Here is a 25,624-nt window from a genome sequence, read left to right as displayed (position 1 = left end):
CTGGCGGTCGGATCTGGGTGACTCGCCGTTGCTCCACAGGACGGGTCACGACCCACACCACGGAGCAGCGGCGTAGCCCCTCCAACACGACAGCCCTGTCCCACTGAATCTGCCCGACAACCTGCCGGCCGTTCGGCCAGCCGGCCCCGAGCGATCAGTCGTCGCCGTCGCGCCCGCGCGTCTCGTCGAAGAAGACGTCGATCCGCTGGAACCCCTTGAGCCGCTGCGCCTCCGCGTGCCGGGCATAGGCCCGCTGGTCGGCGCTGGTGAGCACCACCTGGTCGGTGAAGGGCGTGAGCAGCGCACGGGGCCACAGGTGCTCCTTGCGCACGACGTTGACCTCGACGCAGAGCATGATCGCCACCGACATCGTGTAGAGGAAGACGAGCAGGCCCAGGACGATCGCGAAGACCGAGTTGAGGTTGCTCGCCCGCTCGATGACGGTGCTGACGTACACCGCACCGACCGTCTGCATCCCCTGCCAGGCGAGCGCCGCGAGGGTCGCTCCCGGCAGCACGTCGGCCAGGCTGAGCGGCCGGGTCGTGGCGATGATGAAGATCAGTGAGATGACGAGCGTGTTGAGCACGATCGAGGCGATGGTGATCGCCCACCCGGCGTAGCCACCGGAGACCAGTCGCTGCAGATAGGTCGTCAGGCCGGTGGTGAGCACGATGGTCATGCCGGCCACGAGCAGGAGCAGCAGCCCCCGGCCACGACTGGCGAAGGGGTTGGGCCTGCTGTTGCGCGGGACCATCCACGCGGTGTTGTTGGCGTACTGCAGGGCCTGACCCACGCCGAGCCCACCGTAGAGCGCGGCGAGTCCACCGACGACCAGACCGACGGGGCCACCACCCAGGGTGCCGGTCGTGCGCAGCTCGTCACCGACGATCGGGAACTCCGACAGCGCCGAGTCGAGGATCCGGTCCTGCCACTCGGGCTGCCCCTGCAGGACGAAGCCGACGACGGTCGACAGCAGCAGCAGCCCGGGGAAGAGCGAGAGGAAGCCGTAGTAGGTCAGCAGCGCGCACAGGTAGCCGCCGAAGTCGTCGAAGAACTTGTAGACGACCGCGAGCGGGAAGCCGAGCACCGGGTGCCGGCGCTGAATCCGGTCCAGCGGGCCGACCGTCGGCTCGCCCATGCTCCCCCCCCTTCGCCCGTCAGCCGGCCGCGACGGCCCGGGCCACGCCCTCGACGTCACGCACGAGCGGGGACATGCCCGCACTGCGCTCGACGGCGCCGGTGTCGCCGGTCATGGCCAGCCAGTTGGCGAGGATGCGGTGCCCGCCCTCGGTGAGGACCGACTCGGGGTGGAACTGCACGCCGTGCAGCGGCAGGTCGCGGTGGTGCGCGGCCATGATGACCCCGGACTCGGTGTGGCCGTTGGGCACGAGGGTGTCGGGCACGGTCGACGGGTCGATGGTCAACGAGTGGTAGCGGGTGGCGGTGAAGGGCGAGGCGAGCCCCGCCAGCACCCCCGTCTGGTCGTGCAGGACCCGGCTCGTCTTGCCGTGGAGCAGCTCCGGCGCCCGCCCGACCGTCGCCCCGAGGACGAGACCGAGGGCCTGGTGGCCGAGGCAGACGCCGAGCATCGGCTGGGCCCGCTCGGCACAGGCCTCGATCATCGCCGTGGAGACACCGGCCTCCTCGGGCGTGCCGGGGCCGGGCGAGATGAGCACGCCGTCGAAGTCGGCGCCGTCGGCGGGAGCGACGGCGTCGTTGCGCACGACCGTCGTCTCGGCCCCCAGCTGCTGCAGGTAGCCCACGATCGTGAAGACGAAGCTGTCGTAGTTGTCGACGACGAGGATGCGGCTCACCGGAACAGTATGTCCCTCACCGTCGGGACGAGAGCGGTCGGGCGTGGTCGAGCGTCGTGCGCCCGTCGAAGGGGGGCAGCTCGGTCTCGTCGTCGTGCTCGACCTCGTAGCCCAGGCCGACGGCGTCGACGTACTGCTTGTAGACGCTCACGGCGGGGTCCTCGTCGAGGGCGGCCTGGAGGTCCTCCTGGTCGCCGATCGCGGTGATCGTGAAGGGCGGCGAGTAGACCCTGCCCTGGAGGATCAGGGTGTTGCCGACGCAGCGGACCGCACTGGTGGAGACGACCCGCTGGTCCATGATCTGCATCGACTCGGCACCGCCGCGCCACAGGGCGTTGACCACGCCCTGCACGTCCTGCTGGTGGACCACGACGTCGTCGACGGTGAACCCCTCCGGCACCTCGCTCGCCTTGAGATGGGCGTCGTCGAGCGTCACCGTCACCGACGGGCCCTGCACGGCGGTCATGCCGGCGGAGCGCGCATTGGCCCGGCTCTCCTCGTCGATGGCGCGCAGCCGCGAGCTGCCGGGGGCGGCGGACTTCGTCAGCTGGTCGACCTCGCTACGCAGGGTCTGCACCCGCTGCGCGGAGCGCTCGTTGTCGAGGGTGCGCTCACGGATGACGTCGGGCACCCCCGTCGCCTCGCTGCGCAGGTCGGTCCCACGGGCCGTCGTGCTCGAGGTCGCGAAGAGCAGGCCGGCGCCGGCGGCGATGACGGGCACGAGGGCCGACCACCGGCTCGGCCGATGGGTCAGCCAGGTGCGCACTCGGCTGCGCAGGTCACGGTCCGGCACGGGGCACCCCCTTCGGTCGGTGGATCGGTGCTCGGCATCTACGCTAGGCCACGACCCCCGTAGACCCGAGGAGCACCCAGTGGCGAAGTCCGCCGACGACGCGAAGGACACGACCGAGGCCCCGGCCGACAAGACCCCGGCCACGGCCAGGGCGAAGGCCGCGAGCAAGAGCGCCGCCCGCTCCGGCAACCCGAGCAAGCGCGCGGCAGCGGCCGAGGCCGGCGAGGCCAGCCGTTCGCGACACAAGGTCAAGGCCCAGCGGGTGGGCAACCCGAGCTGGTTCGTGCCGGTGATGCTCGGCCTGATGCTCATCGGGCTCGTGTGGGTCGTGACCTTCTACATCACGCAGGAGCAGTACCCCGTCGAGTCGTGGGGCCGGTGGAACCTCGGCGCCGGGTTCGCCTTCATCCTCGCCGGCTTCGCCATGACGACGCGCTGGCGTTGACGCCGTGACCGGCAGGTTCCCCTGTGGGAATCTGCCGGTTTCCCCCACAAGCCTGTGGACAACTCGAGTTGTCCACAGGCTTTTTCACATGTGGGGACAAATGACACGCGTGTAACTCGGCGTTGTCCACAGCCTGCGATCGCCCGGGACCGCCGGTGTCATCACCCGAAGGGAGCCTCGAACCCGCTCGGGGACAGGGCATAGCGCGCCACGCCGAGGACGACGACGAGCGCGAGCACCGCGCCGACCCCGACCCACGCCAGGCCCGGCCGACCGCGGCTGCGCGAGAGGGCGATGACCGCGGCGAGGACGCCACCGGCGACAAGGCCACCGAGGTGCGCCTCCCACGCGACATTGGGGACGAGGAAGCCGATGACGGCGTTGATGCCGATCGTCGCGACCATCGACGAGCTGTCGCGGCCGAGGTGCCGGTTGAGGACGATGACGGCGGCGAAGAGGCCGAAGACCGCGCCGGACGCCCCGACGATCGGCACGTAGGCCTCGGGGTCGGCCGGGTCGACGGGCTGGAAGAGCAGCCACGTCACCGAGCCGGCGAGCGCGGTGACGAGGTAGATCGCGAGGTAGCGGGCCCAGCCGAGCATCCGCTCGAGGTAGCCGCCGACGAGCCACAGCGCGAGCATGTTGAACAGGATGTGCATCGGCTGGTTGGGGCTGTGGGCGAAGGCCGAGGTCAGCAGGCGCCAGGGCTCGGTGGTGCCGAGGGCGGGCGCGAAGGCGACCTCCTGGAAGACCCGCGGCGAGAGCAGCTCGCCGATCCACACGAGGGCGCAGATCGCGATGATCGCGATGGTGAGGCGCGGCGCGTCGGCGCCGCTGCCTGCGCGGCCGCCGAAGACGGTGCGCTGGGGGCGGTCCCCCTTCGACCCCTGACGGACGCAGTCGACGCACTGGACGCCGACGGCGGCCGATCGCTGGCACTCGGGGCACACCGGTCGGTGGCACCGCTGGCAGCGGATGTAGGAGACCCGGTCAGGGTGCCGGGGGCACGTGGGGGTCTCGGGGGTGGCGCCGGTGCCGCCGTCCGTGGACGAACCGCCCCAGCCGGACGGCGGCAGCGACACGGGATCAGTCCTGGACGATCTCGACGGACTCGATGGTCACCGGCTCGACCGGCTTGTCCATCGCACCCGTCTGGACGCCGGCGATCTTGTCGACGACCTCGCGGCTCGGGCCGTCGGCCACCTCGCCGAAGATCGTGTGCTTGCCGTTGAGCCAGGGGGTCTCGCCGACGGTGACGAAGAACTGCGAGCCGTTGGTCCCGCGGCCCATCTGCTTGCCGGCGTTGGCCATGGCGAGCAGGTAGGGCTTGGAGAAGGTCAGGTCGGGGTGGATCTCGTCGTCGAACACGTAGCCGGGGCCGCCGACGCCCTGACCCAGCGGGCAGCCGCCCTGGATCATGAAGCCGGAGATGACCCGGTGGAAGCCGAGACCGTCGTAGAACTTCGTCGGGTTGGTGCGACCCGCGTCGTCCTGGTACTCCTTCTCGCCCGTGGCGAGGCCGACGAAGTTGTCGACGGTCTTGGGAGCGTGGTTGGGGAACAGCTCGATGGAGATGTCGCCGTGGTTGGTGTGCAGGATCGCCTTCATGCCGCCCATGCTATCGACCGGGGCCGAAGGGGGGACGTGGCGGGCCTCATCGCCGCTCGCGGTTTCATCGCCCGGCGATCCGGTGCAGGATGGGTGTGTACCCCAATGGCGCAGGAGGAAGTGTGTTCCAGAAGAACAGCAAGGTCGAGGACGGCCGCGTCCGGGCCCACGAGACCGCCGAGGCGGCCTCGCTCAAGGTGCACGAGATCATCGACAAGGTCGCCGAGCACACCGAGCACGGCAACGAGCGGGCGCAGGAGCTCAAGGTCGCCGCGAGCCAGCAGGCGAGCGCCACCCGCGAGAGCGCCGCCGCCAAGGCCGACGAGCTGCGCGACGCCGCCGAGGAGGCCAGGAAGCAGGCCGCCAAGGACGCGAAGAAGGGCAAGAAGACCGCCCGCAAGCAGGTCCGCAAGACGAGCAAGCAGGCGCGCAAGCAGGGCAAGCAGGCCGGCAAGGACGTGCAGGACGTGCGCGACACCTTCGTCGACGAGGTGCTGCCCAAGGTCGTCACCACGGCGAGCGGCCTGGCCGCCGCCGGTGCCGCCGCGAGCCGCAAGGCCGCCGACGAGGCCGCTACCCGCGCCCCCGAGGTCGTCGCCGCTCTGCGTGACGACCGCGACCCGCAGCTGGCCCTGGCCGCCGCCAAGGGCGAGCAGCCGAAGAAGAAGCGCCGCGGGCTCAAGCTCCTCCTCCTTGCTCTCGTCGCCGGTGGCATCGCTGCCGTCGTCGCGAAGCAGAAGCAGGGCCCGAAGAAGGACCCGTGGGCCGTCCCTGCCGGCGACCCCTACAAGGCGCCCGCCTCGGGCCGCGCCTCCACGGTCTCCACCCCGGCCGCTGCCGGTGCCGCTGGTGCTGCCGCCACGACGTCCGAGGCCCCGGCCGCCGACCCGCTGGCCGCGCCGGCCGCGATCGACGAGGACCCGCTGGCCGCGCCGGCGGCCCCCGTCGAGGACACCGCCGAGGCCCGCGCCCAGGACGAGTCCGTCGAGGGCACCGACGCGTGGAGCTCCGCCCGCGACTGGGCCGACAGCTCGGCCGTCCCGTCGACGACCGAGACCTCCGAGGGCAGCGACGTCACGCCGCACAACCTCGCTGGCGACCTGCCGGTCGAGGGCGACGGCAAGGCCTGATCGAGGCCGGTCCTGAGGAGGGCGCCCCGCGCCCGTCTCGAAGGGCCATACGAGGGGGCCGGTTCCGCTGCTGCTTCGGTTCACATGGTCCTCGCAACACCTCGATCTGAGGAGTTGCGAGGACCATGGTCATTTCGAGCCAAAAGCGGCGTCGTGTTGAGGTCTCTGCGGAGGTAGTTGCTGTGATGGTGGCTGCCTTCGAACGGGAAGGATCGATTGGTGCCGCAGCCAGGGCGGCTGGATGTGCTCACTCCACAGCTCGTCGGCATCTGGTTCGGGCGGGGTTGGTGCAGGCCGAGCCGATGCCGTTGGGCAAGCCGCGTCAGCGGGCCGAGTTTGACGAGCTGATCGCGTCCGGGGTCCACAACGCCGTGGCCGCTCGTCGGGTTGGGGTCACGCTCGACACGGGCCGGTATTGGATGCGGGGCGTGCGTAAGAGTCATGGCCGCACGATCTATCCCGATGGGCGCGTCACGGGCCCGCCGGCCAAGCGAGCGGCTAGGAACAGGCCCATGATCGAGGTCGTGGGTACGGGCAGGTTGCTGTCATTGCAGGATCGTCTGGTGATCGCCGACGGGCTGATCAACCGGGAGTCGATGCGTTCGATCGCTGCCGGCTGGGCCGGCCGACCTCGACGGTCACACGTGAGGTCGCCGCCCACCGCGATGAGCAGGGCCGGTACGCGCCCCCCGGGCGCATCGTGACGCCGCGGATACCCGGGCCCGGCCGAAGGCATCAAAGCTGGCGCGGCCGGGAGCGCTACGCGAGTACGTCGTGGACGGGTTGTCACGGAAGTTGTCACCGGAGCAGATCAGTAACAGGCTCAAGGTCGATCACCCCGACGACGAGAGCATGCGTGTGAGCCACGAGACGATCTACCAGGCCCTGTACTTCCAGGCTCGTGGCGGCCTCAAACGTGAGGTCCAGACCGCGTTGCGCACCGGTCGTACGATCCGCAAACCCCAAGCCCACGGGGTGCGGCGGCCGCGGTTCGTCGACGAGATGATCATGATCAGCGACCGGCCCGCCGCGGTTGAGGACCGCGCCGTCCCGGGCCATTGGGAAGGCGATCTGATCACCGGCAAGAACAACGGCTCAGCGATCGGGACGCTCGTGGAGCGCTCGACCCGGTACGTGATGCTGCTGCACCTGCCGGGCACCCACGACGCGATCACGGTGCGTAACCAACTGGTCGCCGCGATGCATCGCCTGCCGCAGCACCTGCGCGGGTCGCTGACCTGGGACCAAGGCGCCGAGATGGCCGCGCACGCCTCGTTCACCACCGCGACCGACATGCCCGTCTACTTCTGCGACCCGGCATCGCCCTGGCAGCGCGGCTCGAACGAGAACACCAACGGGCTGCTGCGCCAGTACTTCCCCAAAGGCACCGACCTGAGCGTCCACGGCCCCGAAGAGCTGGAGTACGTCGCCCAAGAACTCAACGCCAGACCACGAAAGACGCTCGACTGGGCAACCCCAGCCGAGCGTCTTCGTGATCTACTCCAAGAGGCCTAACCACCCAGGCCGAAATCCACACGGTGTTGCGAACACCCCATGAATCCGCCCTGCGGAACCGGCCCCCTTCGTCATGCCCACTCAGCCCAGGAAGTCGCCGACGAGCCGCGCGAAGCCCTCCGCGTGCTCGATCTGCACCCAGTGACCGCACCGGCCGAAGACGTGCAGCTGCGAGTCGTCGATGAGCTCGTGCAGTCGCATCGAGGTGCTCAGGGGGATGACCTCGTCGTCGCGGCCGTGGAGGATCAGCGCGGGCTGCGTGAGCGCGCGGATGTCGGCGTCGGGCACGGCCAACGCCTCGACCCAACGCTGCCGCGGGGCGGGGAACATCGCGCTGAAGGCCTCGTGGACCCCCGGCCGAGTCGCCGCGTCGAGCCGCAGCTGGGCCAGGTCCTCGGTGAGCAGCGACTTGTCGTACGCGAAGACGTCCATGAGCTCGATCATGTTGGGCAGCGACGGCTCGAAGCCCCACACCTTGTCCAGGCCCTCGGTGATCTCGAAGGGCACACCCGCCGCGCCCATGAGGACGAGCCGGCTCACGCGGTCGGGGTGGTGCGTCGCGATGTTGAGCGCGAGCGCCCCGCCGAAGCTGTTGCCGACGACCGCGACCCGCTCCAGGCCGAGCGCGTCGAGCAGCCCGACGAGGTGCTGGGTCCACGTCGCCATGTCGTAGGTGACGCCCTCCGGCCGCTCGGTGTACCCGAAGCCGAGCACGTCGGGGGCGATGACCCGGTGCTGCTGCGACAGGGTCGGCAGCACGCCGCGCCAGTTGGCCCAGGCACTCACGCCGGGACCGGAGCCGTGGATGAGCAGGACGGGGTCGCCCTCGCCGACGTCGTGGTAGTTGGTGGCGATGCCGCCGACGTCGATCGTCGAGGCGACCTCGGGGTTGGTGGTCTGCACAGCGTTCATGTCGGCAACCTATGGCCCCGGAGGCCGCGCGAAGGGGGGCGCTCCGCTGTGCGGAACACCCCCCTGCCCCGGTCCCTGAGGAGCGAGTCCGCGCAGCGGGCGAGCGTCTCGAAGGGCCGGAAGCCCCGCGCGAGCGCCGGGCCACCCACGCTGGTTGAGGTGCGGGCGCCAGGCCACCCACGCTGGTTGAGGTGCGAGCGCCAGCGAGCCTCGAAACCTGCCACGCTGGCCCCATGAGCGCCGACGCCGTCCGTGAGCACGCCCTGTCGCTACCGGGCGCCTGGCCCGACGAGCCGTGGGAGGGCGACCTCGTCGCCAAGGTGGGCCCCGGCGAGCGGGGCAAGATCTTCGCCTTCCTCGGCGGCACGAGCGTGAGCTGCTCGAGGCCGTCGACGACTCCTACGAGGCGATCGTGGCCAAGCTGCCGAAGAAGCACCGACCCCAGACATGACGAAGGGGGGCGGTCCGCTCGTGCGGGCCGCCCCTCCTTCGTGGTTCGCGCCCGGGGGCGCTCACGCCTCAGGACGGCGCTTCGTTCATCTCGGTGGAGGCGATCGGACTCGAACCGACAACCCTCTGCTTGCAAAGCAGATGCGCTACCAATTGCGCCACGCCCCCGAGGGCTGGTGGATCAGGTGGGACGGTCGGTGGCCTCGGCCCAGGCTCCGCCACCGGCGGGCTTGGGAGATCTGGACATCCGACTGGTGGCGGCGTGGAGGTCCTTCTCCGACCGCTGCTGCTCGACCTTGCGCCGGGCGTATACCGCGCCGACCGCGGCCGCGACGAGTACGAGAACCTTCTTCACAGGACTCTCCTCACCGTGTGTGTTGGTGGGCCCAGGAGGACTTGAACCTCCGACCTCTTCGTTATCAGCGAAGCGCTCTAACCGCCTGAGCTATGGGCCCGAGTGCACCGGGATCTCTCCGTGGCGCGACGCCCGAGGTTACCCCACACCGGCCGCCGAAACCAAAACGGCGGCCGGGATGCGGATCAGTCGTCGGTGAGCGTCATGTGCACGCCGCCGACGAGGCTGGCGACGATGTTGTAGAGGAAGGCGCCGAGGGTCGCGATCGCCGTGAGCAGGAAGACGTCGACGACCGCGATGACGATCGACAGGGACAGCACCCGGCCGAAGCCGAGGAAGTCCATGACGTCGAAGGTCTCGCCCGACCCGTCGCCGATGATCTGGCCGGCGAGCTCGTTGATCGAGTCGAAGACGCCCATCGCGGACAGCAGAGCCCACATGACGCCGGTCATGACGACCATGGCGATGCCCATGGCCACCGAGACGAGGAAGCCGACCTTCATCACCGAGAAGGGGTCCACCCTCGAGACCATGAGCTTGACCCGGCGCCCGGCACGGGGGGCCGGTCGGGCCGCAGCCGGAGCGGCCGGGCTCCGTCCTGTCGCCTGGGACGAGCCCCCGGCCGTGCGGACGGCCGTGGTGTCTCCTGTCGTGCTCACTCCTGATCACCTCCGGGGGCATCCCCCTGCTGGGCGGTCTCCGCCGTGTCCTCGACGGGTGCGTCAGGGTCTGACGCTACATCGTCACCCTCGGAGTCCGTTTCTTCGCCACGGTCGACGTTGCGCGCGACCGCGACGATCGCGTCACCCTTGCGCGGCGAGGCGAAGTTCACGCCCTGGGTGTTGCGGCTCGTGCGGTTGACCTCGGACACCGCCGACCGGACGATGTTGCCCTTTTCCATGACGACCATGACCTCGTCGCTCTCGTCGACGACGAGGGCACCGACGAGCTGACCGCCCTTCTCGGAGTTCGCGGCGAGCACCCCGAGACCCGCGCGGCCCTTGGCGGTCCACTGCGAGGCGGCGGTGCGCTTGGCGACGCCCTTCTCGAAGACGACGAAGACGTCGGGGTCAGTGCCGGCCGGGATGACGTTGAGCGCGAGGAGCGAGTCGTCACCGCGGAACTTCATGCCGGTGACGCCGCTCGTCGAGCGCCCCATCGGGCGCAGCACGTCGTCGGTGGCGTGGAAGCGCACCGACATCGCATTGCGCGAGACGAGCAGCAGGTCGTCCTCGGCCGACACGAGGCCGACCCCGATGAGCTCGTCGTCCTCCCGCAGCTTGATCGCGATGAGGCCGCCGCTGCGGGGTGAGTCGTACTCGGTCAGGCGGGTCTTCTTGACCAGGCCGCGCTTCGTCGCGAGGACGAGGTAGGGCGCCGCCTCGTAGTCCTTGATCGCGTAGACCGCGGCGATCTGCTCGTCCGGCTGGAAGGCGAGCAGATTGGCCACGTGCTGGCCCTTGCCGTCGCGGGCGGCCTCGGGCAGCTCGTAGGCCTTGACCCGGTAGACCCGGCCGAGGTTGGTGAAGAAGAGCAGCCAGTGGTGCGAGGTCGTGGTGAAGAAGTTGCGCACGACGTCCTCGCCGCGCAGGGAGGCACCGCGCACGCCCTTGCCGCCGCGCTTCTGCGCGCGGTACTCGTCGACCCGGGTGCGCTTGGCGTAGCCACCCCGGGTGATCGTCACGACGACGTCCTCCTCGGGGATGAGGTCCTCCATCGCGACGTCACCGTCGTAGGGCAGGATCCGGGTGCGCCGGTCGTCGCCGTAGCGGTCGACGATCTCGGCGAGCTCCTCGGAGACGATCTGCCGCTGCCGCTCGGGGCGGGCGAGGATGTCCTTGTAGTCGACGATGCGGGCTTCGATCTCGTCGTGCTCGTCGATGATCTTCTGCCGCTCCAGGGCCGCGAGACGGCGCAGCTGGAGGTTGAGGATCGCCATCGCCTGCAGCTCATCGATGTCGAGCAGCTTGATCAGGCCCTCGCGGGCCTCCTCGACCGTCGGCGAGCGACGGATGAGCGCGATGACCTCGTCGAGCATGTCGAGGGCCTTGAGGTAGCCGCGCAGGATGTGGATCGCGGCCTCGTCCTTGCGCAGGCGGTACTCGGTGCGCCGGACGATGACGTCGATCTGGTGCTCGACCCAGTAGCGGATGAAGGCCGAGATCGGCAGGGTGCGCGGCACCCCGTCGACGAGGGCCAGCATGTTGGCGCCGAAGGTCGTCTGCAGCTGGGTGTGCTTGTAGAGGTTGTTGAGGACGACCTTGGCGACGGCGTCGCGCTTGAGGACGATGACGAGGCGCTGACCGGTGCGACCGGAGGACTCGTCGCGGATGTCGGCGATGCCGGAGAGGCGACCCTCCTTGGTCATCTCGGCGATCTTCTGCGCCAGGGCGTCGGGGTTGACCTGGTAGGGCAGCTCGGTGACGACGAGGCAGGTGCGCCCCTGGATCTCCTCGACCTCGACGACGGCTCGCATGATGATCGACCCGCGGCCCGTGCGGTAGGCCTCGTCGATCCCGCGGTTGCCCATGATGAGCGCGCCGGTGGGGAAGTCGGGGCCCTTGATGAAGCCCATGACCGCCTCGAGAGCCTCCTCGCGGGGCACGTCGGGGTGCTCGAGCATCCACTGGGCGGCGTCGGCGACCTCGCGCAGGTTGTGCGGCGGGATCTGCGTGGCCATGCCGACGGCGATGCCGGCGGAGCCGTTGGCGAGGAGGTTGGGGAAGCGCGCCGGCAGCACGTCGGGCTGCAGCGTCTTGCCGTCGTAGTTGGGGACGAAGTCGACCGTCTCCTGGTCGATGTCGCGCACGAGCTCCATCGACAGCGGCGCCATCTTGCACTCGGTGTACCGCGGGGCGGCCGCGCCGTCGTTGCCGGCGGAGCCGAAGTTGCCCTGCCCGTCGATGAGCGGGTAGCGCAACGACCAGGGCTGCACGAGGCGGACCATGGCGTCGTAGATCGCGGAGTCACCGTGCGGGTGGTACTGACCCATGACGTCGCCGACGACGCGCGAGCACTTGTTGTAGCCGCGGTCGGGGCGGTAGCCGCCGTCGTACATCGCGTAGACGATGCGGCGGTGCACGGGCTTGAGCCCGTCGCGCACGTCGGGCAGCGCGCGGGAGACGATGACGCTCATCGCGTACTCGATGTAGCTGCGCTGCATCTCCGCGTTGAGGTCGACCGGCTCGGTCCGGTCGGTCTCGGGCGTGGTGGGGGTGTCGGTCATGTGGTCAGGTCACCTCGGGGTCGTGCCGAAGGGGGGCGAAGGCGGGTCTGCGCGAAGGTGCGCCGGACGGCCTAGATGTCGAGGAAGCGCACGTCGCGCGCGTTCTTCTGGATGAAGCTGCGGCGGGACTCGACGTCCTCGCCCATGAGGACGGCGAAGATCTCGTCGGCCGCGGCCGCGTCGTCGAGCGTCACCTGGAGCAGGACCCGGGTGTCGGGGTCCATCGTCGTCTCCCACAGCTCCTGGTAGTTCATCTCGCCGAGACCCTTGTAGCGCTGGACCGGGTTGTCCTTGGGCAGGCGCCAGCCCTTCGACTGGCCCTCGGCGATCATCGCGTCGCGCTCACGGTCGCTGAAGGCGAACTCATGGTCGTGGTTGGACCACTTGAGGCGGTACAGCGGCGGCTGGGCGAGGTAGACGTAGCCGGCCTCGATGAGCGGCTTCATGAAGCGGAAGAGCAGCGTCAGCAGCAGCGTGCGGATGTGCATGCCGTCGACATCGGCATCGGCCATGAGGACGATCTTGTGGTACCTCGCCTTGGCCAGGTCGAAGTCCTCGCCGATGCCGGTGCCGAAGGCCGAGATGAGGGCCTGGACCTCGGTGTTGGCGAGGATCCTGTCGATCCGCGCCTTCTCGACGTTGAGGATCTTGCCGCGGATCGGCAGGATCGCCTGGTTCTCCGGGTTGCGGCCGGCCTTGGCCGAGCCACCGGCGGAGTCACCCTCGACGATGAAGACCTCGGAGACCGTCGGGTCCTTGCTCTGGCAGTCGGACAGCTTGCCCGGCAGGCCGCCGGACTCGAGCAGGCCCTTGCGGCGGGTCGCCTCGCGCGCCTTGCGGGCGGCCATGCGCGCCGCCGCGGCCTGGACGGCCTTGCGGACGATGTCCTTGCCCTCGTTGGGGTGGGTCTCGAGCCAGTGGCCGAACTCGTCGGTCATCGCCCGCTGGACGAAGCCCTTGACCTCGGAGTTGCCGAGCTTGGTCTTGGTTTGGCCCTCGAACTGCGGCTCGCCGAGCTTGACCGAGACGACAGCTGTCAGGCCCTCACGGATGTCGTCACCGGTGAGGTTGTCGTCCTTGTCCTTGAGCAGGCCCTGCTTGCGGGCGAAGTCGTTGATGAGCTTGGTCAACGCCGCGCGGAAGCCCTCCTCGTGGGTGCCGCCCTCGTGGGTGTTGATGGCATTGGCGTAGGTGTGGACCGACTCGCTGTAGGCGGTCGTCCACTGCATCGCCAGCTCGAGGGAGAGCGAGCGCTCGGGGTCCTCGTTGTCGATGGCGATGATCTCGTTGGTCACCGGCTCGGACTTCTTCGACCCGACGAGGTGCGTGACGTAGTCGACGATGCCGTTGTCGTAGCGGTAGGAGACCTTGCGGGCCTTCTTGGGGGCCGCCTCGGCGCCGTCCTCGGAGTCGACGACCTCGGTGATGTCGTCGTCGACGTGGTCGAGGTCCTCGGCCTGCTCGGTCTCGGTGGGCTCCTCGACGCGCTCGTCGACGAGGTTGATCGTCAGGCCCTTGTTGAGGAAGGCCATCTGCTGGAAGCGCGCGCGGATGGTCTCGTAGTCGTAGGTCGTCGTCTCGAAGATCTCAGGGCTGGCCCAGAAGGTGATCGTCGTGCCGGTGGCATCGGTCTCCTCCTCGCGGCGAAGAGGGCCGGTCGGCACCCCGCCCTCGAAGGACATCCGGTGGGCGTGGCCCTTCTGCCGGACGCAGACGTCGAGGCGGGTCGACAGGGCGTTGACGACCGACGAGCCGACACCGTGCAGGCCACCGGAGACTTTGTAGCCGCCGCCGCCGAACTTGCCGCCGGCGTGCAGCTGGGTGAGCACGAGCTCGACCGCGGAGACGCCCTCGGCCTCGTGGATGTCGGTGGGGATGCCACGACCGTTGTCCTTGACGCGGACCGCGCCGTCCTCCATGAGGGTGACGTCGATCGTGTCGGCGTAGCCGGCCATCGCCTCGTCGACGGAGTTGTCGACGATCTCCCAGACGAGGTGGTGCAGGCCGCGCTCGCCCGTCGAGCCGATGTACATGCCGGGGCGCTTGCGCACCGCCTCCAGGCCCTCGAGGACCGTGATGGCGCTCGCGTCGTACTCGGGGCTCCCCGGGTCCGGGGTGCTCGGCTGGGTGTCTGGCGACTGCTCGTCTGCCACGGTGCTCCTCGAGTGCGGTGCATGGATCGCCGCGGGCTGGCCCCACAGGGCTGGCACCGCGGCCTCAACCCTGTAATTCTACCCCCTCGACGCCACGGACGACGCATCTTGGACGCCCGTGGCGGCGCCTCTCGCCGCCGGCCGGGGCGCCGCACGACTCCCGGTACGCGCACCGGCCCCCCACGGGCTCTCAGGACCGCTCTCGGGGTTCACGCTCCGGCCACCCGCCGGTCCGTCTCGGCACATACGATCGAGGCATGAGCCCACTCCACGGACCCCGTGCCCTCGCTGCCCTCGCGACCGCTGCCGTCCTGGCCCTCTCGGCCTGCGGTGGTGGCTCGGAGCAGACCGACACCTCCAGCAGCTCCGCCTCGAGCGAGTCCTCGAGCGCCGAGTCGTCCTCCCCCGAGGACTCCGCGTCCTCGGAGTCCGCAGAGGCCTCGAAGACCGAGTCCGCGGACGACGACGCCGAAGGGAGCGACGACGGCACCGCCACGGCGAAGAAGTCCGGCGTGAGCTTCGACGTGCCCGACGGCTGGACGGCCGTCGACCCGGCCGAGGTCGCGAGCAGCGGCGAGGCCCCGGAGGCCCTCGAGGAGATGGCCAAGGCCCAGGGCACCACCACCGACCAGCTCCTCGAGGCCATGAAGAACATGGACCTGATGCTCGTCGGCGAGACCACCAACGACTTCGCCGACAACGTCAACGTCCTGGCCTCGCCGGCGATGCCGACCGAGGCGGACCTGAAGTCCCAGCTCGAGCAGATCAGTGCCAAGGTCGAGGGCACCGAGACGGTCGAGACCGACCTCGGTGAGGCGCTCGACACGACCTACTCCCTGTCGGCGGGCGGCACGACGGTCCAGGGCCGGATGCTCGCCGTGCCCACGGACTCCGGCGCGGCGATGATCACCGTCTCCGCCTCCGACGCCGCGACCGCCGACGAGGTCGCCACGCAGATCCTCGAGAGCGTCGACAAGGCCTGACACACCACCTGGAGCACGGCCCTGTCGAGGCCGGCCGCGGCGATCAGCAGCGGCCGGCCTCCAGCGTGCCGCGGTGCAGCCGCACCGACCGGGCCAGCTCGTCGGCGATCGCGGTGCCCTCCTCATGGGTGCCGGTGCGCACCTGCAGGGTGACGGCCAGGTCCCCCTTCGTCCCGGGCACGATGCCCAGCTGCCGCACGACATAGCCCTCGGGGGTCGAGCCCCAGCCCCCCTTGAAGCGGGCGCCGGGGATCGCGCCCAGCCCCCAGCGCTGGCCGTCGACGACGCGGCCCATGGCCTCGGTGACGCTCGACGACCCGGCCAGGCAGGGCAGGGCGGCGGTGAAGCGGGTCTGGTCGGTCAACCGCCACCGGGACTGACCGAAGGCCGAGTAGCCGGGCACCGTGACCTCGGCCGGCACCTCGGTGCGGGTGTCGTGACCGCGACGCAGCTGGGTCTCGACGGCCCCGGCAGCCGCCTCACCCGCGCCCAGGCGCTGCCAGAGCGAATCCGCGGCCGCGTTGTCGGAGGCGGTGAGGGCCCTCTCGACGTCACCCGACCAGTCGCCTCCGTCGGCCGAGCGGATGACCGCGAGCGCGAGCGGGACCTTGATCGTCGACCACGCGACGAGGGTCGTCGGGGCGCCGTGGACCTCGACGGGGCCCCGGGCCCCGACGGGGGCGTGCGCCAGCGCGATGTCGGCCTCGGGGTGCGCCCGGGCCACCTTGGCGACCGAGCGCGCCAGGTCCCGGTCGACCCCGGCCGCGGCGGGTCGCGGCGTGGCCGATGGGCGGCTCGACGTCGCGGTCGTCGATGTGGTGGTGCCGGTGGCCGGCGCCGGGTCGTCGCTGCAGGCGGGCAGCGTGAGCAGCGCGGCACCCAGGGCTGCGGCCGCCAGGCGGCGGGTGGTCACGTCAGTAGAGGACGACGACCGCGTCGTTGCCGCCGGTGCAGCGCGTGACGCCCTCACCGGAGCAGGTCATCGTGTAGGCCTTGTCGGTCACCGGGCTGGTGACGCGCAAGGTGGCCTTGCCGTTCTCGGGGTCGGCAGCGAGGTAGGCATCGCGCACCGCCGTGGCGAACTCGCAGCTCGTCACGGTGGTCCCGGCGCCCACCTTGGTGCCCTGCGAGGGTCCGGCGCACTGCTTGACCCCGGCGGGCGCGACACCCGGGCGGGTGGGGGAGGAGCTGGTGCTCTTCGACGACGTCGAGCTCGAGCTCGACGTCTCCTCGCTCGTCGACGAGCTGCTCGACGTCTCGCTCTGCGGGGAGCTGGTCTTGGTCACCGTCGTCTGCGCGGTCGGCTCGTCGTCGCCACCGCCCATCGCCATGACGGTGCCACCGACGCACAGCCCGCCGAGGAGCACGCCACCGACGAGCAGGGCCACGAGACCCAGCGGGGAGCCGGACCGGCCGGACCCACCACGGCGAGACGGCTGCTCGTGGTACGGGCTCGGCTCACCGACCGGCTGGGACTGCTGCCAGGTGCTCGCAGCGGCCACGGGCGCCGCCGGGGTGGTCACGGGCTCGGGGTCCCACCAGTCGTCCGGCAGCGCTCCCTGGGGGGTCGGCTCGGGCTGGATGGGGGGCACGGGCGCAGCAGCCTGCGTGGGCTGCTGCGTCCGTCGGCGCAGCTCGACGTCCTGGGTCGGCTCGTCCTCGGCGAAGGGGGCAGCGTCCGACGCGTGGGACACGGGGCCCATCCGTCCGGACGGCGTCGGGTCGCCGAAGAAGTCGTCGAAGGCGTCGCCGCCTCGCGGGTTCTCCGGTCCGCTCATGGTTGCTCTCCTCGAAGGCATAGGTCCGCCCTCTGGATCAAGAGCGACATCTCACGATGCCATAACAACCCGGGGGGTCCGCCAATCGACGAGGTGACGTGGACCCCCCTTCGGACTGTCAGGAGGCACCCTCGACGGTGCGGTCGATCTGCATGACGACGGCCTTGGGCTCGGTGAAGAACTCGCGGCTGAAGTTGCCGCCCTCCCGGCCCACACCCGAGTCACCGACCCCACCGAAGGGGGTGCGCAGGTCGCGGATGAAGAAGCAGTTGACCCACACCGTTCCGGCCCGCAGGTGTGAGGAGACGCGGTGCGCCCGCGAGAGGTTCTCGGTGAAGAGCATCGCGTTGAGCCCGTAGCGGGTGTCATTGGCCAGGTGGATCACCTCGGCCTCGGTCTCGAAGCGGTTGACGACGCACACCGGGCCGAAGATCTCCTCGCAGTACTGGCGGGAGTCCAGGGGCAGGTCGGTGAGGATCGTCGGCCTGACCAGCCAGCGGCCCCCCTCGTCCACGCCGCCGGTGAGGACCGTGCCGCCCTGTTCCTCGACGTCCTCGAGATAGCCCGACACCTTGTCGAAGTGCTTCTTGCTCGCGAGCGAGGAGAACGCCACCTCCGGGTCGAAGGGGTCACCGATCGTCAGGGCCTCGGCCGCGGCGACGAAACGCTCCATGAACTCGTCGTAGATGCCCGACTGGACGTACAGGCGCGAGCCGGCGAGGCAGATCTGGCCGGAGTTGCGGAAGATCGCCTCCACCGCCCAGTGCACGGCGTTGTCGATGTCCGCGTCGTCGAAGACGATGTTGGCGCCCTTGCCGCCGAGCTCGAGCGAGACCGGGGCGAGGTGGGTCGAGGCCGAGGCCATGACCGCCTTACCCGTGACGGACGACCCGGTGAAGGTCACCCGGTCGACCCGGTCGTCGCCGGTCAGGGTCGAGCCCGCGGGGGCGCCGTGGCCGTTGAGCACGTTGAGCACGCCCGGCGGGAAGCCCGCTTCGACGGCCAGGCGCCCGAGCAGGGTCACCGAGGCCGGCGTGTCCTCGCTCGGCTTGATGATGCACGTGTTGCCCCAGGCGATCGCCGGGGCGATCTTCCACGTCGCCATCATCAGCGGGAAGTTCCACGGCGAGATCGCCGCGACGACCCCGGCGGGGCCGAACTCGCTGTAGGTGTGGTGCCCCGACGGCATCGGGTAGACCTCGCCCGTGTGGTCGCGCTGGTGGTCGGCGAAGAAACGGAAGTTGGCCACGGACCGGCCGACGTCGTGCTTGGCCTGGGCAAAGGGCTTGGCCATGTTCGTCGAGTCGAGCGTCGCCAGCTCGTCGGCCCGCTCCTCCATGAGGTCGGCGAGCTTGTGGATCGCGGCGGCCCGCTCGGCATGGGTCATCCGCGGCCACGGACCCTCGTCGAAGGCCTTGCGGGCGCTGGCGATGGCGCGCTCGGCGTCCTCGGCGCCGCCTTCGGCGGCCTGAGCGAAGACCTCCTGCGTCCACGGGTTCCACACGTCGAAGCGCTCGCCCGAGATGGACTCGACCTCTTCGTTGTCGATGATGTGGCCGAAGAACTGGGTGCTCACGGTGTCTCCTGCGGTGGGGTGGTGGGAGCCGCCGCGGGGTCACCCGTTGCGGCCGTCTGGGCTGCCTTGCGCTCGGCGATCGTCACGTCGCCTGCGGCGAAGTGCTCGGTGGGGATCTCGGTGACGAGCACGCGCACGTTCTCCTTCGGCGCGACGCCGGTGTCGGCGAGCGCCTGGGTCACCGCGGAGATCATCGAGCGGATCGTCTCGGGGCTGCGCCCCTGGGTCAGGGTCACCTGCACGACGGGCACGTCACTCGCCCCCGTGGATCCGGACCGAGCCGAGGTTGGTGAAGTGGCACGAGATCGAGCTGCCCGGGGTCGCGAAGTAGGCGTCGGTCATGCCGCCGGTGAGGACGATCCAGCCGGGCTCGATGGCGTGGCCCCGCGTGGCGAGGTCGTTGGCCGCGAGGGCGAGCGCCTCGCCGGGATGTCCCTGCACGGCGGCACCGGTGGCCGAGTCGACGACCTGGCCGTCGACCTCGACGAGGACTGCCTCGAGGGAGAGGTCGAGTTCGCTCGGCGGGAGGGCCACCGGCCCGGTGACGAAGGCGCCGGAGCTCGCGTTGTCGGCGATGACGTCACCGGCGGCGAACTTGAAGTCGCGGTAGCGGCTGTCGATGACCTCGGCGCCGCCGAGGACGTGGTCGACGGCCGCCATCGCCTGGGCAGCGGTGACGCCGGGGCCCTCAAGCCGCTCACCCATGACGAAGACGAGCTCCGGCTCGATCCGCGGGTGGATGAGCTGGTCCTGGGGGACCGGGTCACCGGCCGGCAGCACCATGGCGTCGGTGAGCCAGGCGACGAAGGGGGTGTCGACCCCCATGCGCTGCTGCTTGGCCCGTGAGGTGAGGCCGAGCTTGATGCCGACGACCTTCTCGCCGCGGTCGAGGCGGCGCTGAAGGGTGAGGTCCTGGATCTCGTAGCCGGTGGCCACGTCGAGCTCGGGCCACTCGTCGGTGAACTTCGTGCGGTCGCGGCGCTCGTCCTCGCAGGCGAGGAGCTCGGTGGCGACCGACTCGACGTCCCAGGCGGCCATCAGGCACCCACCGTCGCGCCGGCGCGCTGCTGCTGCTCCCGCAGCTCGAGGGCCACGTCGATGATCATGTCCTCCTGGCCGCCGACGTAGCCGTACTCACCGACCTTCATGAGGATCTCGTGTGCCGGGACACCGTAGCGCTCGGCGGCCCGCTCGGCGTGGAGCAGGAAGGAGCTGTAGACGCCCGCGTAGCCCTGGGTGATCGAGGAGCGGTCCATGATCGGCATCCGGCGGATGAAGGGCTTGACGACGTCCTCGGCCGCCCCGAGGACACCACCGACGTCGATGCCCGTCGTGATGCCCAGACGCTCGAAGGAGGTCGCGAGGACCTCGGTCGGCGAGTTGCCCGCACCGGCACCGAGGGCGCACAGCGAGCCGTCGATCTGGCGGGCGCCGGCCCGGTGGGCGAGCACCGAGTTGGCGACGCCGAAGGACATGTTCTGGTGGCCGTGGTAGCCGACCTGGGCGTCCTGGCCGATCTCGGCGATGATCGCCGAGACGCGGTCCGAGACGTCCTCGAGGATCAGCGCCCCGGCGCTGTCGACGACGTAGACGCACTGGCAGCCCGCGTCGACCATGATCCGGGCCTGCTTGGCCAGCTCCTCCGGGCCGATCATGTGGCTGAGCATGAGGAAGCCGACGGTCTCCATGCCGAGCTCGCGCGCGGCGCCGAAGTGCTGGATCGAGACATCGGCCTCGGTGCAGTGGGTCGCGATCCGGGCGATCTGAGCGCCCATCTGGTGTGCCTCGTGGAGCTTGTCCACGGTGCCCAGGCCCGGGAGCATGAGCACGGCGATCTTCGCCCGGTGGGCCTCGGCGACGGCCGCTTTGATGAGTGACATCTCGTCGACGGCGGAGAAGCCGTAGTTGAAGGAGGAGCCGCCGAGGCCGTCGCCGTGGGTCACCTCGATGACCTGGACGCCGGCGTCGTCGAGAGCGCGGACCGTGGTGCGCACCTGCTCCTCGGTGAACTGGTGCGACATCGCGTGCGAGCCGTCACGCAGCGTCGTGTCGGTGATGCGCACGTCGACGTCGCCATCGAAGAGCACGGGCGAGGGGGCCGTGTTGTTCGTGTTGTCGGTGCTCATGCCGTCGCCTCCTGGCCGGTCGTGCTGTCGGTGTCCGCGGGGACCCAGCCGGAGTCGACCCCCAGGCGGTGGGCCACCATCATGTCGCCCACGCGGGCAGCGGCGGACGTGATGATGTCGAGGTTGCCGGCGTACTCCGGCAGGTAGTCGCCGCGACCCTTGACCTCGATCGGAACGGTGACCCGGGCCATGCCCTGCCACAGGTCCCGGGCGTGGTCGAACTGCGGGTCGGCGCGCAGGTGGTAACCGGGGACGTACTCCTGCACGCGGGCGACCATGGCCGCGATGGACTCCTGCACCTGGTCGTGGAGCGCTCCCGCCTCGGCGGCCTCCTGCGGGATGGCGCAGAAGACGGTGTTGCGCATCATCAGCGGCGGCTCGACGGGGTTGAGGATGATGATCGCCTTGCCCGACCTCGCCCCGCCGACGACCTCGAGCGCCTCGCTCGTCGTCTCGGTGAACTCGTCGATGTTGGCCCGGGTGCCGGGGCCGGCGGACTTGCTCGAGATCGAGGCGACGATCTCGGCGTAGGGCACGTCGACGACCGAGGAGACGGCCGCGACGATCGGGGTCGTCGCCTGGCCACCGCAGGTGATCATGTTGACGTTGGTCGCGTCGAGGTTGAAGTCGAGGTTGACCGGCGGGCAGAGGTACGGGCCGACGGCAGCAGGGGTGAGGTCGACGGCGAGGATGCCGGCCTCGGCGTACTTCGGCGCATTGGCCTCGTGGGCCTTGGCCGAGGTGCACTCGAAGACGACGTCGGGCAGCTCGTCCTGGGCGAGCAGCCAGTCGACGCCCTCGTGGCTGGCCTCGAGGCCGAGCGTCTTCGCCCGGCGCAGACCGTCGCTGCTCGGGTCGACGCCCACCATGTAGCGCGGCTCGAGGACCTCGGAGCGGCGCATGAGCTTGAACATCAGGTCGGTCCCGATGTTGCCGGGGCCGACGATGGCGGCGGTTCCCTTGGTGCGGGTGGTCATGGGTTCACCTTTCACTTCGACGCGAAGCACGCCGTGACGCTGCCGAGACCACCGAAGGTCGCGGTGAAGACGTCGCCGGGTGCCACGGGGACCATCGAGGTGACGGACCCGGGGAGGATGACGTGGCCGGCCTCGAGCGTCGTGCCGAGCGCACCGACGGTGTTGGCCAGCCAGACGAGGCTGTTGATGGGGGAGCCGAGCACCGCTCCGCCGGCACCGGTGCCGACGACCTGGCTGTTGCGGGTGAAGACGCACCCGGTGAGGCGCAGGTCGACGTCGGTGAGGCGGGTCGGCGTGCTGCCGAGGACGAAGCCACCGGAGCTGGCGTTGTCGGCGATGGTGTCGGCGAGTTTGATCTTCCAGTCCGCGACCCGGCTGTCGACGACCTCGAGGGCCGGCAGCACGTAGTCGACGGCGTCGATCGCCTGGGTGAGGGTGACCCCGGGGCCGGTGAGCGGCTTGCGCAGGACGAAGGCGATCTCCGGCTCGACGCGCGGCTGGAGGTAGGTGTCGAGGGCGATCGGCTCGTGCTCGAGGTGGGCGAAGTCGTCGGTGAGGTGACCGAAGTCGGGCTGGTCGACGCCGAGCTGCTTCTGCATCGCCAGCGAGGTCAGGCCGACCTTGTGGCCGATGATCCGGCGGCCGACGTCGGTCCAGGAGCGGACCTGCTCGAGCTGGATGGCGTAGGCGTCCTCGACGGTCAGGCCGTCGAACTGCTCGGTGAGCGGCGCGACCGGCGTGCCGGTGGCATAGGCCTCGAGGAGGATCTGCGCCGCCCGGGTCCGGGTTGAGGAGTCGGTCATGGTCGTCACGCTAGGTCCGTCCTTCGTGGGTCGGTGGGGCCGTTCCCGGCACGGGAACGTCAGGTGGTGGTGGACGAAGGGGGCTCCCCCCTTCGTCCATCCAGTGGTGCCACGGCCCCCTGAGGCTGCATTGCCGTAGGGCAATGCGGCCTCCTCGCGCATTGCCATAGGGCAATGCGGCCTCGCGGAGCGTGGGACGGGTGGTCAGGACTGGTACTGCCGGGCGATGCGGTTGGCGGCGGCGGTGAGCAGCGGGACGACCCGCCGCACGTCCGCCTCGATGAGGGGCGTCGGGCCGAAGACCGACAAGGAGCCGATGGCACGCCCCTGGGAGCGGATCGGGACGGCGACCGAACTGGCCCCGGCGATGGAGCCGGAGTGCAGCACCGCATAGCCGCGCTGGCGGACCACGCCGAGTGCCTCCTCCCACTCCTCGACCCGACGCACGGTGCCGCGGGTGCGGGGCGGGAAGCCGGCCTCGCGACGGGCGCGGTCGACGTCGGGGTTGAAGGCCGCGATGGCCAGACCCGAGCTGACGCAGTGGGCTGCCTGCCGCCGCCCGCTGTGCCCGAGGATGCGCACGCCGTCGACGGACTCGATGCGCTCGATGAAGACGACGTCGCCTCCGTCGGGCACGCCCAGGTTGACGGTGTGCCCGGTCTGCTCGGCGACGGCCTGCATGACAGGCAAGGCTGCATGGCGCAGACCGTTGCGGGCGTGGGAGAGCATCCCGAGGTCGTAGAGGTGCAGCCCGAGCCGGTAGAGCCCCTGGCTGTCCTGCTCGATGAAACCGCGGCTCGCGAGGGTGGTGAGCACGCGGTGGGCGGTCGACTTCGCGACGCCGAGGCGGCGCGCGACGTCGGAGACGCCCAGGGCGGAGTCGACGGCGAAGCACTCGAGCACGTCGAGCGCGGTCCCGACCGAGCGCAGTCCGCCACCCGTGGCCCGCGTGGGCTTCGGCGTGCACCAGGCGTCAGCCTCGGTCTGGGGGTCGTGCGGCGCGGTGGTCATCGTTGTCCACTCCTTTGGTTCGATGCTGCACTGTGGGCCCGGGGATCGGGCATGATCAAGGAATGCGTTCCGCTGAGTCGAACGACCCACCCACCTCCGTCGTCGGGCGGGTCGCGGCCGTCCTCGGTGCCCTCGAAGGGGCCGACGCCCCGCTCGGCATCAGCGAGCTCGCAGCCCGCACCGGCCTGGCGAAGGGGAGCGTGCACCGGCTCGTCGGGCAGCTCGTCGACGAACGCCTCCTCGAGCGCACCCCCGACGGTCGCCTCGTCCTCGGCGTACGGCTCTTCGAGATCGGCTCGAGCGTCCCGCTGCCGCGCTCGCTCAGCCAGGTCGCCCGGCCGCTCATGGTCGACCTGCACCAGGCGACCGAGCGCCAGGTGCACCTGGCGACCCTCGACGGGATCGACGTCGTCTACATCGAGATCGTCCGGGGCCAGGGACCGCGGCTGACCTCCCAGGTGGGTGGCCGGCTGCCGGCCCATGCCACGGGGGTGGGCAAGGCGATGCTCGCCTACTCGCCCAGGGCCGTCCTCGCGCAGCGGGTCGAAGCCGGCCTGCCCGCGATGACGCCGCGCACGCTCGTCACCCCGGGAGCGCTGGCCCGCAACCTCCAGGACATCCGTACCGAGGGCACCTCCTACGACCACGAGGAGTCCCACGTCGGCGTCTCGTGCGTCGCCGCCCCGGTCTTCGGCGCGGACGCGAAGATCCGCGCGGCGCTCTCGGTGACCGGTCCGACCCAGCGCATGGACCTGCAGCGCCTGGGGGTGGCGGTGCGGACCGCGGCCTTCGCCATCTCGCGACAGCTGCGGGATGCCGACCTGTAGGTCATCGAGCCCGCCGGCCTTCGATCGGGCCGCGCTCAACGCTTGATGAGCGGACTCTTCAGGCCTGTGGAGTTCTTGTCCGACTCGTCGAAGAAGTCCTCGCGGAAGATGTCCCGGGGGAAGAGGCGTCGGCTCATCAGGGTCTTCAGGGCCGCGTCGACCATCTGCGGCGGGCCGCAGAGGTAGCCGCGGCAGCCGGAGAGCTTCGCGTGGTCGGCCTCGATGACATCGGTGACCATGCCGAAGGCGTAGTCGTCCGGGTCCTCGCCGTCGGCCTCGACCTGCTCGGGCGTCTCGTCGGAGAGGCAGGGCCGGTAGGTGAACTCGTCGTACTCGTCGGCGAGCGCCCGGAAGACGTCGACGTCGTAGAGGTGGGCTCGGGTGCGCCCTCCGGCGTAGAGGGTGAGGTCTCCCTCGTACTCGCCCGCCTCGAGGGCGTGCCGGACCATCGACTTCAGCGGTGCGACACCCGTGCCGCCACCGACGAGGATCGCGTGCTTGTCGTCACCCGTCTTGAGCACGAAGCGCCCGTAGGGCCCCGACAACCGGACCTCGTCCCCCGTCGCCAGGGTGGAGAAGACCCAGCCGTCCGTCCCGCGCCCGCCGGGCACGTTGCGGATGTGGAACTCCAGCCGGGAGCTCTCTCCGGGGGGCGAGCCGATCGACCACGTGCGGTCGCACGGCTCGGCCCCGTCCGCGCCGGGCACGGTGAACTTCATGTACTGGCCGGCGTTGAAACCGACCTCACGATCGAGCTCGACGACGAGCCGCTTGGTGTCCTGCGCGATGTCCTCGAGGACGACGACGGTGCCCGTGTAGTCCTCGACCGGGTGCACCTCCATGTCCTCGTCGACGTCGAGGTCGGCCTCGATCGTCACGTCCCCGCGGGGCTTCGCGCAGCAGGTGAGCACCTTGCCCTCGTCCCGCTCGAAGTCCATGAGGGCGAAGGAGCTCGCCTCGCCCAGGTCCACCTCGCCGTCGAGCTTGTCGACCTTGCAGGTCGCGCAGGTGCCGTGGGTGCAGCTGTGCGGCAGCCACACCCCCGCCCGCAGGCAGGCGTCGAGGATCGTCTGGTCCTCGCCGCACTCGACCTCGCGGCCAACGGGTTCGACGGTGATCGTGTGGGTGGTCATGGGTCTCTC

General features: G+C 70.4%; 24 protein-coding genes, 2 tRNA genes and 1 pseudogene. 5 read left to right on the top strand and 22 right to left on the bottom strand.

All coding sequences use genetic code 11. The features are described 5' to 3' along the window. Positions 1-154: 154 nt before the first annotated feature. Genes H7A72_RS00210 through H7A72_RS00200 form a run of 3 tightly spaced genes read right to left on the bottom strand, consistent with a single transcriptional unit; the run spans position 155 to position 2,607 of the window. Positions 155-1,138, bottom strand: a complete 984-nt coding sequence (locus H7A72_RS00210; RefSeq protein WP_185221224.1) for a YihY/virulence factor BrkB family protein — start codon at positions 1,136-1,138, stop codon at positions 155-157. A gap of 19 nt (positions 1,139-1,157) precedes the next feature. Next, a complete protein-coding gene (locus H7A72_RS00205; protein WP_185221223.1) occupies positions 1,158-1,814 on the bottom strand; it encodes an aminodeoxychorismate/anthranilate synthase component II in 657 nt (218 codons plus the stop codon). Between the two features lie 16 nt (positions 1,815-1,830). Next, a complete protein-coding gene (locus H7A72_RS00200) occupies positions 1,831-2,607 on the bottom strand; it encodes a DUF881 domain-containing protein (protein ID WP_084450949.1) in 777 nt (258 codons plus the stop codon). A gap of 79 nt (positions 2,608-2,686) precedes the next feature. Here H7A72_RS00200 and H7A72_RS00195 point away from each other — a divergent pair, with 79 nt between their 5' ends. Beyond that, positions 2,687-3,052, top strand: a complete 366-nt coding sequence (locus H7A72_RS00195; RefSeq protein ID WP_223277701.1) for a cell division protein CrgA — start codon at positions 2,687-2,689, stop codon at positions 3,050-3,052. 161 nt (positions 3,053-3,213) lie between these two features. Here H7A72_RS00195 and H7A72_RS00190 read toward each other — a convergent pair whose 3' ends face one another. Together H7A72_RS00190 and H7A72_RS00185 are read right to left on the bottom strand one after the other, a co-directional pair. Beyond that, positions 3,214-4,134, bottom strand: coding sequence for a rhomboid family intramembrane serine protease (locus H7A72_RS00190; RefSeq protein ID WP_185221221.1), 921 nt, complete (start codon positions 4,132-4,134; stop codon positions 3,214-3,216). Positions 4,135-4,138: 4 nt separating this feature from the next. Beyond that, on the bottom strand, positions 4,139-4,660 hold the full coding sequence (locus H7A72_RS00185; RefSeq protein ID WP_084451161.1) for a peptidylprolyl isomerase: 522 nt from the start codon (positions 4,658-4,660) through the stop codon (positions 4,139-4,141). Between the two features lie 122 nt (positions 4,661-4,782). Here H7A72_RS00185 and H7A72_RS00180 point away from each other — a divergent pair, with 122 nt between their 5' ends. Together H7A72_RS00180 and H7A72_RS00175 are read left to right on the top strand one after the other, a co-directional pair. Next, positions 4,783-5,790, top strand: coding sequence for a hypothetical protein (locus H7A72_RS00180; RefSeq protein WP_185221220.1), 1,008 nt, complete (start codon positions 4,783-4,785; stop codon positions 5,788-5,790). 419 nt (positions 5,791-6,209) lie between these two features. After that, positions 6,210-7,305 (top strand): annotated as a pseudogene (locus tag H7A72_RS00175) (IS30 family transposase). 81 nt (positions 7,306-7,386) lie between these two features. Here H7A72_RS00175 and H7A72_RS00170 read toward each other — a convergent pair. From H7A72_RS00170 to gyrB, 7 genes are all read right to left on the bottom strand, one after another. After that, positions 7,387-8,217 (bottom strand): alpha/beta fold hydrolase, encoded by an 831-nt coding sequence (locus H7A72_RS00170; protein ID WP_185221219.1) that lies wholly within the window; start codon positions 8,215-8,217, stop codon positions 7,387-7,389. Positions 8,218-8,762: 545 nt separating this feature from the next. After that, positions 8,763-8,835 (bottom strand) — tRNA-Ala (locus H7A72_RS00165). A 13-nt stretch (positions 8,836-8,848) separates the two neighbouring features. After that, positions 8,849-9,022, bottom strand: a complete 174-nt coding sequence (locus H7A72_RS00160; RefSeq protein ID WP_159451180.1) for a DLW-39 family protein — start codon at positions 9,020-9,022, stop codon at positions 8,849-8,851. A 23-nt stretch (positions 9,023-9,045) separates the two neighbouring features. Continuing rightward, positions 9,046-9,122: transfer RNA gene (locus tag H7A72_RS00155), tRNA-Ile, on the bottom strand. 85 nt (positions 9,123-9,207) lie between these two features. Continuing rightward, complete coding sequence (locus H7A72_RS00150) at positions 9,208-9,543, bottom strand: DUF3566 domain-containing protein (RefSeq protein WP_234993811.1); 336 nt, start codon at positions 9,541-9,543, stop codon at positions 9,208-9,210. Between the two features lie 134 nt (positions 9,544-9,677). Beyond that, positions 9,678-12,248 (bottom strand): DNA gyrase subunit A, encoded by a 2,571-nt coding sequence (gyrA, locus tag H7A72_RS00145; protein WP_185221218.1) that lies wholly within the window; start codon positions 12,246-12,248, stop codon positions 9,678-9,680. 71 nt (positions 12,249-12,319) lie between these two features. Then, positions 12,320-14,401, bottom strand: coding sequence for a DNA topoisomerase (ATP-hydrolyzing) subunit B (gene gyrB / locus H7A72_RS00140; protein ID WP_185221217.1), 2,082 nt, complete (start codon positions 14,399-14,401; stop codon positions 12,320-12,322). A gap of 257 nt (positions 14,402-14,658) precedes the next feature. Here gyrB and H7A72_RS00135 point away from each other — a divergent pair, with 257 nt between their 5' ends. Beyond that, entirely contained in the window at positions 14,659-15,384 is a 726-nt protein-coding gene (locus H7A72_RS00135) for a hypothetical protein (protein ID WP_185221216.1), read from the top strand. Positions 15,385-15,427: 43 nt separating this feature from the next. Here the strand turns inward: H7A72_RS00135 and H7A72_RS00130 are convergent, their stop codons facing one another. From H7A72_RS00130 to H7A72_RS00090, 9 genes are all read right to left on the bottom strand, one after another. Further along, positions 15,428-16,297: a hypothetical protein gene (locus H7A72_RS00130; protein WP_185221215.1), complete on the bottom strand. Its 870-nt coding sequence runs from the start codon at positions 16,295-16,297 to the stop codon at positions 15,428-15,430. Position 16,298: 1 nt separating this feature from the next. Further along, the gene (locus H7A72_RS00125; protein WP_084450967.1) at positions 16,299-17,162 is read right to left on the bottom strand and encodes a hypothetical protein; all 864 of its coding nucleotides are present in this window, start codon (positions 17,160-17,162) and stop codon (positions 16,299-16,301) included. Positions 17,163-17,280: 118 nt separating this feature from the next. Next, positions 17,281-18,738, bottom strand: coding sequence for an aldehyde dehydrogenase (locus tag H7A72_RS00120; RefSeq protein ID WP_185221214.1), 1,458 nt, complete (start codon positions 18,736-18,738; stop codon positions 17,281-17,283). Next, positions 18,735-18,989 (bottom strand): tautomerase family protein, encoded by a 255-nt coding sequence (locus H7A72_RS00115; protein ID WP_072623311.1) that lies wholly within the window; start codon positions 18,987-18,989, stop codon positions 18,735-18,737. Before H7A72_RS00115 ends, H7A72_RS00120 begins: the two co-directional genes overlap by 4 nt. Before the next feature lies 1 nt (position 18,990). Beyond that, complete coding sequence (locus H7A72_RS00110; RefSeq protein WP_084450971.1) at positions 18,991-19,776, bottom strand: 2-keto-4-pentenoate hydratase; 786 nt, start codon at positions 19,774-19,776, stop codon at positions 18,991-18,993. Then, on the bottom strand, positions 19,776-20,864 hold the full coding sequence (dmpG, locus tag H7A72_RS00105) for a 4-hydroxy-2-oxovalerate aldolase (protein ID WP_185221213.1): 1,089 nt from the start codon (positions 20,862-20,864) through the stop codon (positions 19,776-19,778). Before dmpG ends, H7A72_RS00110 begins: the two co-directional genes overlap by 1 nt. Beyond that, positions 20,861-21,841 (bottom strand): acetaldehyde dehydrogenase (acetylating), encoded by a 981-nt coding sequence (locus H7A72_RS00100; protein ID WP_185221212.1) that lies wholly within the window; start codon positions 21,839-21,841, stop codon positions 20,861-20,863. Before H7A72_RS00100 ends, dmpG begins: the two co-directional genes overlap by 4 nt. An 11-nt stretch (positions 21,842-21,852) precedes the next feature. After that, positions 21,853-22,644, bottom strand: coding sequence for a 2-keto-4-pentenoate hydratase (locus tag H7A72_RS00095; protein WP_185221211.1), 792 nt, complete (start codon positions 22,642-22,644; stop codon positions 21,853-21,855). 204 nt (positions 22,645-22,848) lie between these two features. Continuing rightward, positions 22,849-23,655: an IclR family transcriptional regulator gene (locus H7A72_RS00090; protein WP_185221210.1), complete on the bottom strand. Its 807-nt coding sequence runs from the start codon at positions 23,653-23,655 to the stop codon at positions 22,849-22,851. A gap of 62 nt (positions 23,656-23,717) precedes the next feature. Here H7A72_RS00090 and H7A72_RS00085 point away from each other — a divergent pair, with 62 nt between their 5' ends. Beyond that, the gene (locus tag H7A72_RS00085) at positions 23,718-24,482 is read left to right on the top strand and encodes an IclR family transcriptional regulator (RefSeq protein WP_185221209.1); all 765 of its coding nucleotides are present in this window, start codon (positions 23,718-23,720) and stop codon (positions 24,480-24,482) included. Positions 24,483-24,517: 35 nt separating this feature from the next. Here H7A72_RS00085 and H7A72_RS00080 read toward each other — a convergent pair whose 3' ends face one another. Next, positions 24,518-25,615, bottom strand: coding sequence for an NADH:ubiquinone reductase (Na(+)-transporting) subunit F (locus H7A72_RS00080; RefSeq protein WP_185221208.1), 1,098 nt, complete (start codon positions 25,613-25,615; stop codon positions 24,518-24,520). Between the last annotated feature and the right edge of the window lie 9 nt (positions 25,616-25,624).

The sequence above is a fragment of the Janibacter sp. YB324 genome, assembly GCF_014217915.1.
In the GTDB taxonomy this organism is placed as follows: domain Bacteria; phylum Actinomycetota; class Actinomycetes; order Actinomycetales; family Dermatophilaceae; genus Janibacter; species Janibacter indicus.
Note: the sequence above shows the minus strand (reverse complement) of the source record. Positions and strands in the feature narration are given on the sequence as shown.

Excerpts from the sequence above, each read along its gene's own strand:
- H7A72_RS00090 (WP_185221210.1), bottom strand. The coding sequence starts at position 23,655 with ATGACCACCGCGCCGCACGACCCCCAGACCGAGGCTGACGCCTGGTGC.
- dmpG (WP_185221213.1), bottom strand. The coding sequence starts at position 20,864 with ATGAGCACCGACAACACGAACAACACGGCCCCCTCGCCCGTGCTCTTC.
- H7A72_RS00110 (WP_084450971.1), bottom strand. The coding sequence starts at position 19,776 with ATGGCCGCCTGGGACGTCGAGTCGGTCGCCACCGAGCTCCTCGCCTGC.
- H7A72_RS00210 (WP_185221224.1), bottom strand. The coding sequence starts at position 1,138 with ATGGGCGAGCCGACGGTCGGCCCGCTGGACCGGATTCAGCGCCGGCAC.
- H7A72_RS00095 (WP_185221211.1), bottom strand. The coding sequence starts at position 22,644 with ATGACCGACTCCTCAACCCGGACCCGGGCGGCGCAGATCCTCCTCGAG.
- gyrA (WP_185221218.1), bottom strand. The coding sequence starts at position 12,248 with ATGACCGACACCCCCACCACGCCCGAGACCGACCGGACCGAGCCGGTC.
- H7A72_RS00185 (WP_084451161.1), bottom strand. The coding sequence starts at position 4,660 with ATGAAGGCGATCCTGCACACCAACCACGGCGACATCTCCATCGAGCTG.
- H7A72_RS00080 (WP_185221208.1), bottom strand. The coding sequence starts at position 25,615 with ATGACCACCCACACGATCACCGTCGAACCCGTTGGCCGCGAGGTCGAG.
- H7A72_RS00170 (WP_185221219.1), bottom strand. The coding sequence starts at position 8,217 with ATGAACGCTGTGCAGACCACCAACCCCGAGGTCGCCTCGACGATCGAC.
- H7A72_RS00125 (WP_084450967.1), bottom strand. The coding sequence starts at position 17,162 with ATGAGCGGACCGGAGAACCCGCGAGGCGGCGACGCCTTCGACGACTTC.
- H7A72_RS00100 (WP_185221212.1), bottom strand. The coding sequence starts at position 21,841 with ATGACCACCCGCACCAAGGGAACCGCCGCCATCGTCGGCCCCGGCAAC.
- H7A72_RS00135 (WP_185221216.1), top strand. The coding sequence starts at position 14,659 with ATGAGCCCACTCCACGGACCCCGTGCCCTCGCTGCCCTCGCGACCGCT.
- H7A72_RS00085 (WP_185221209.1), top strand. The coding sequence starts at position 23,718 with ATGCGTTCCGCTGAGTCGAACGACCCACCCACCTCCGTCGTCGGGCGG.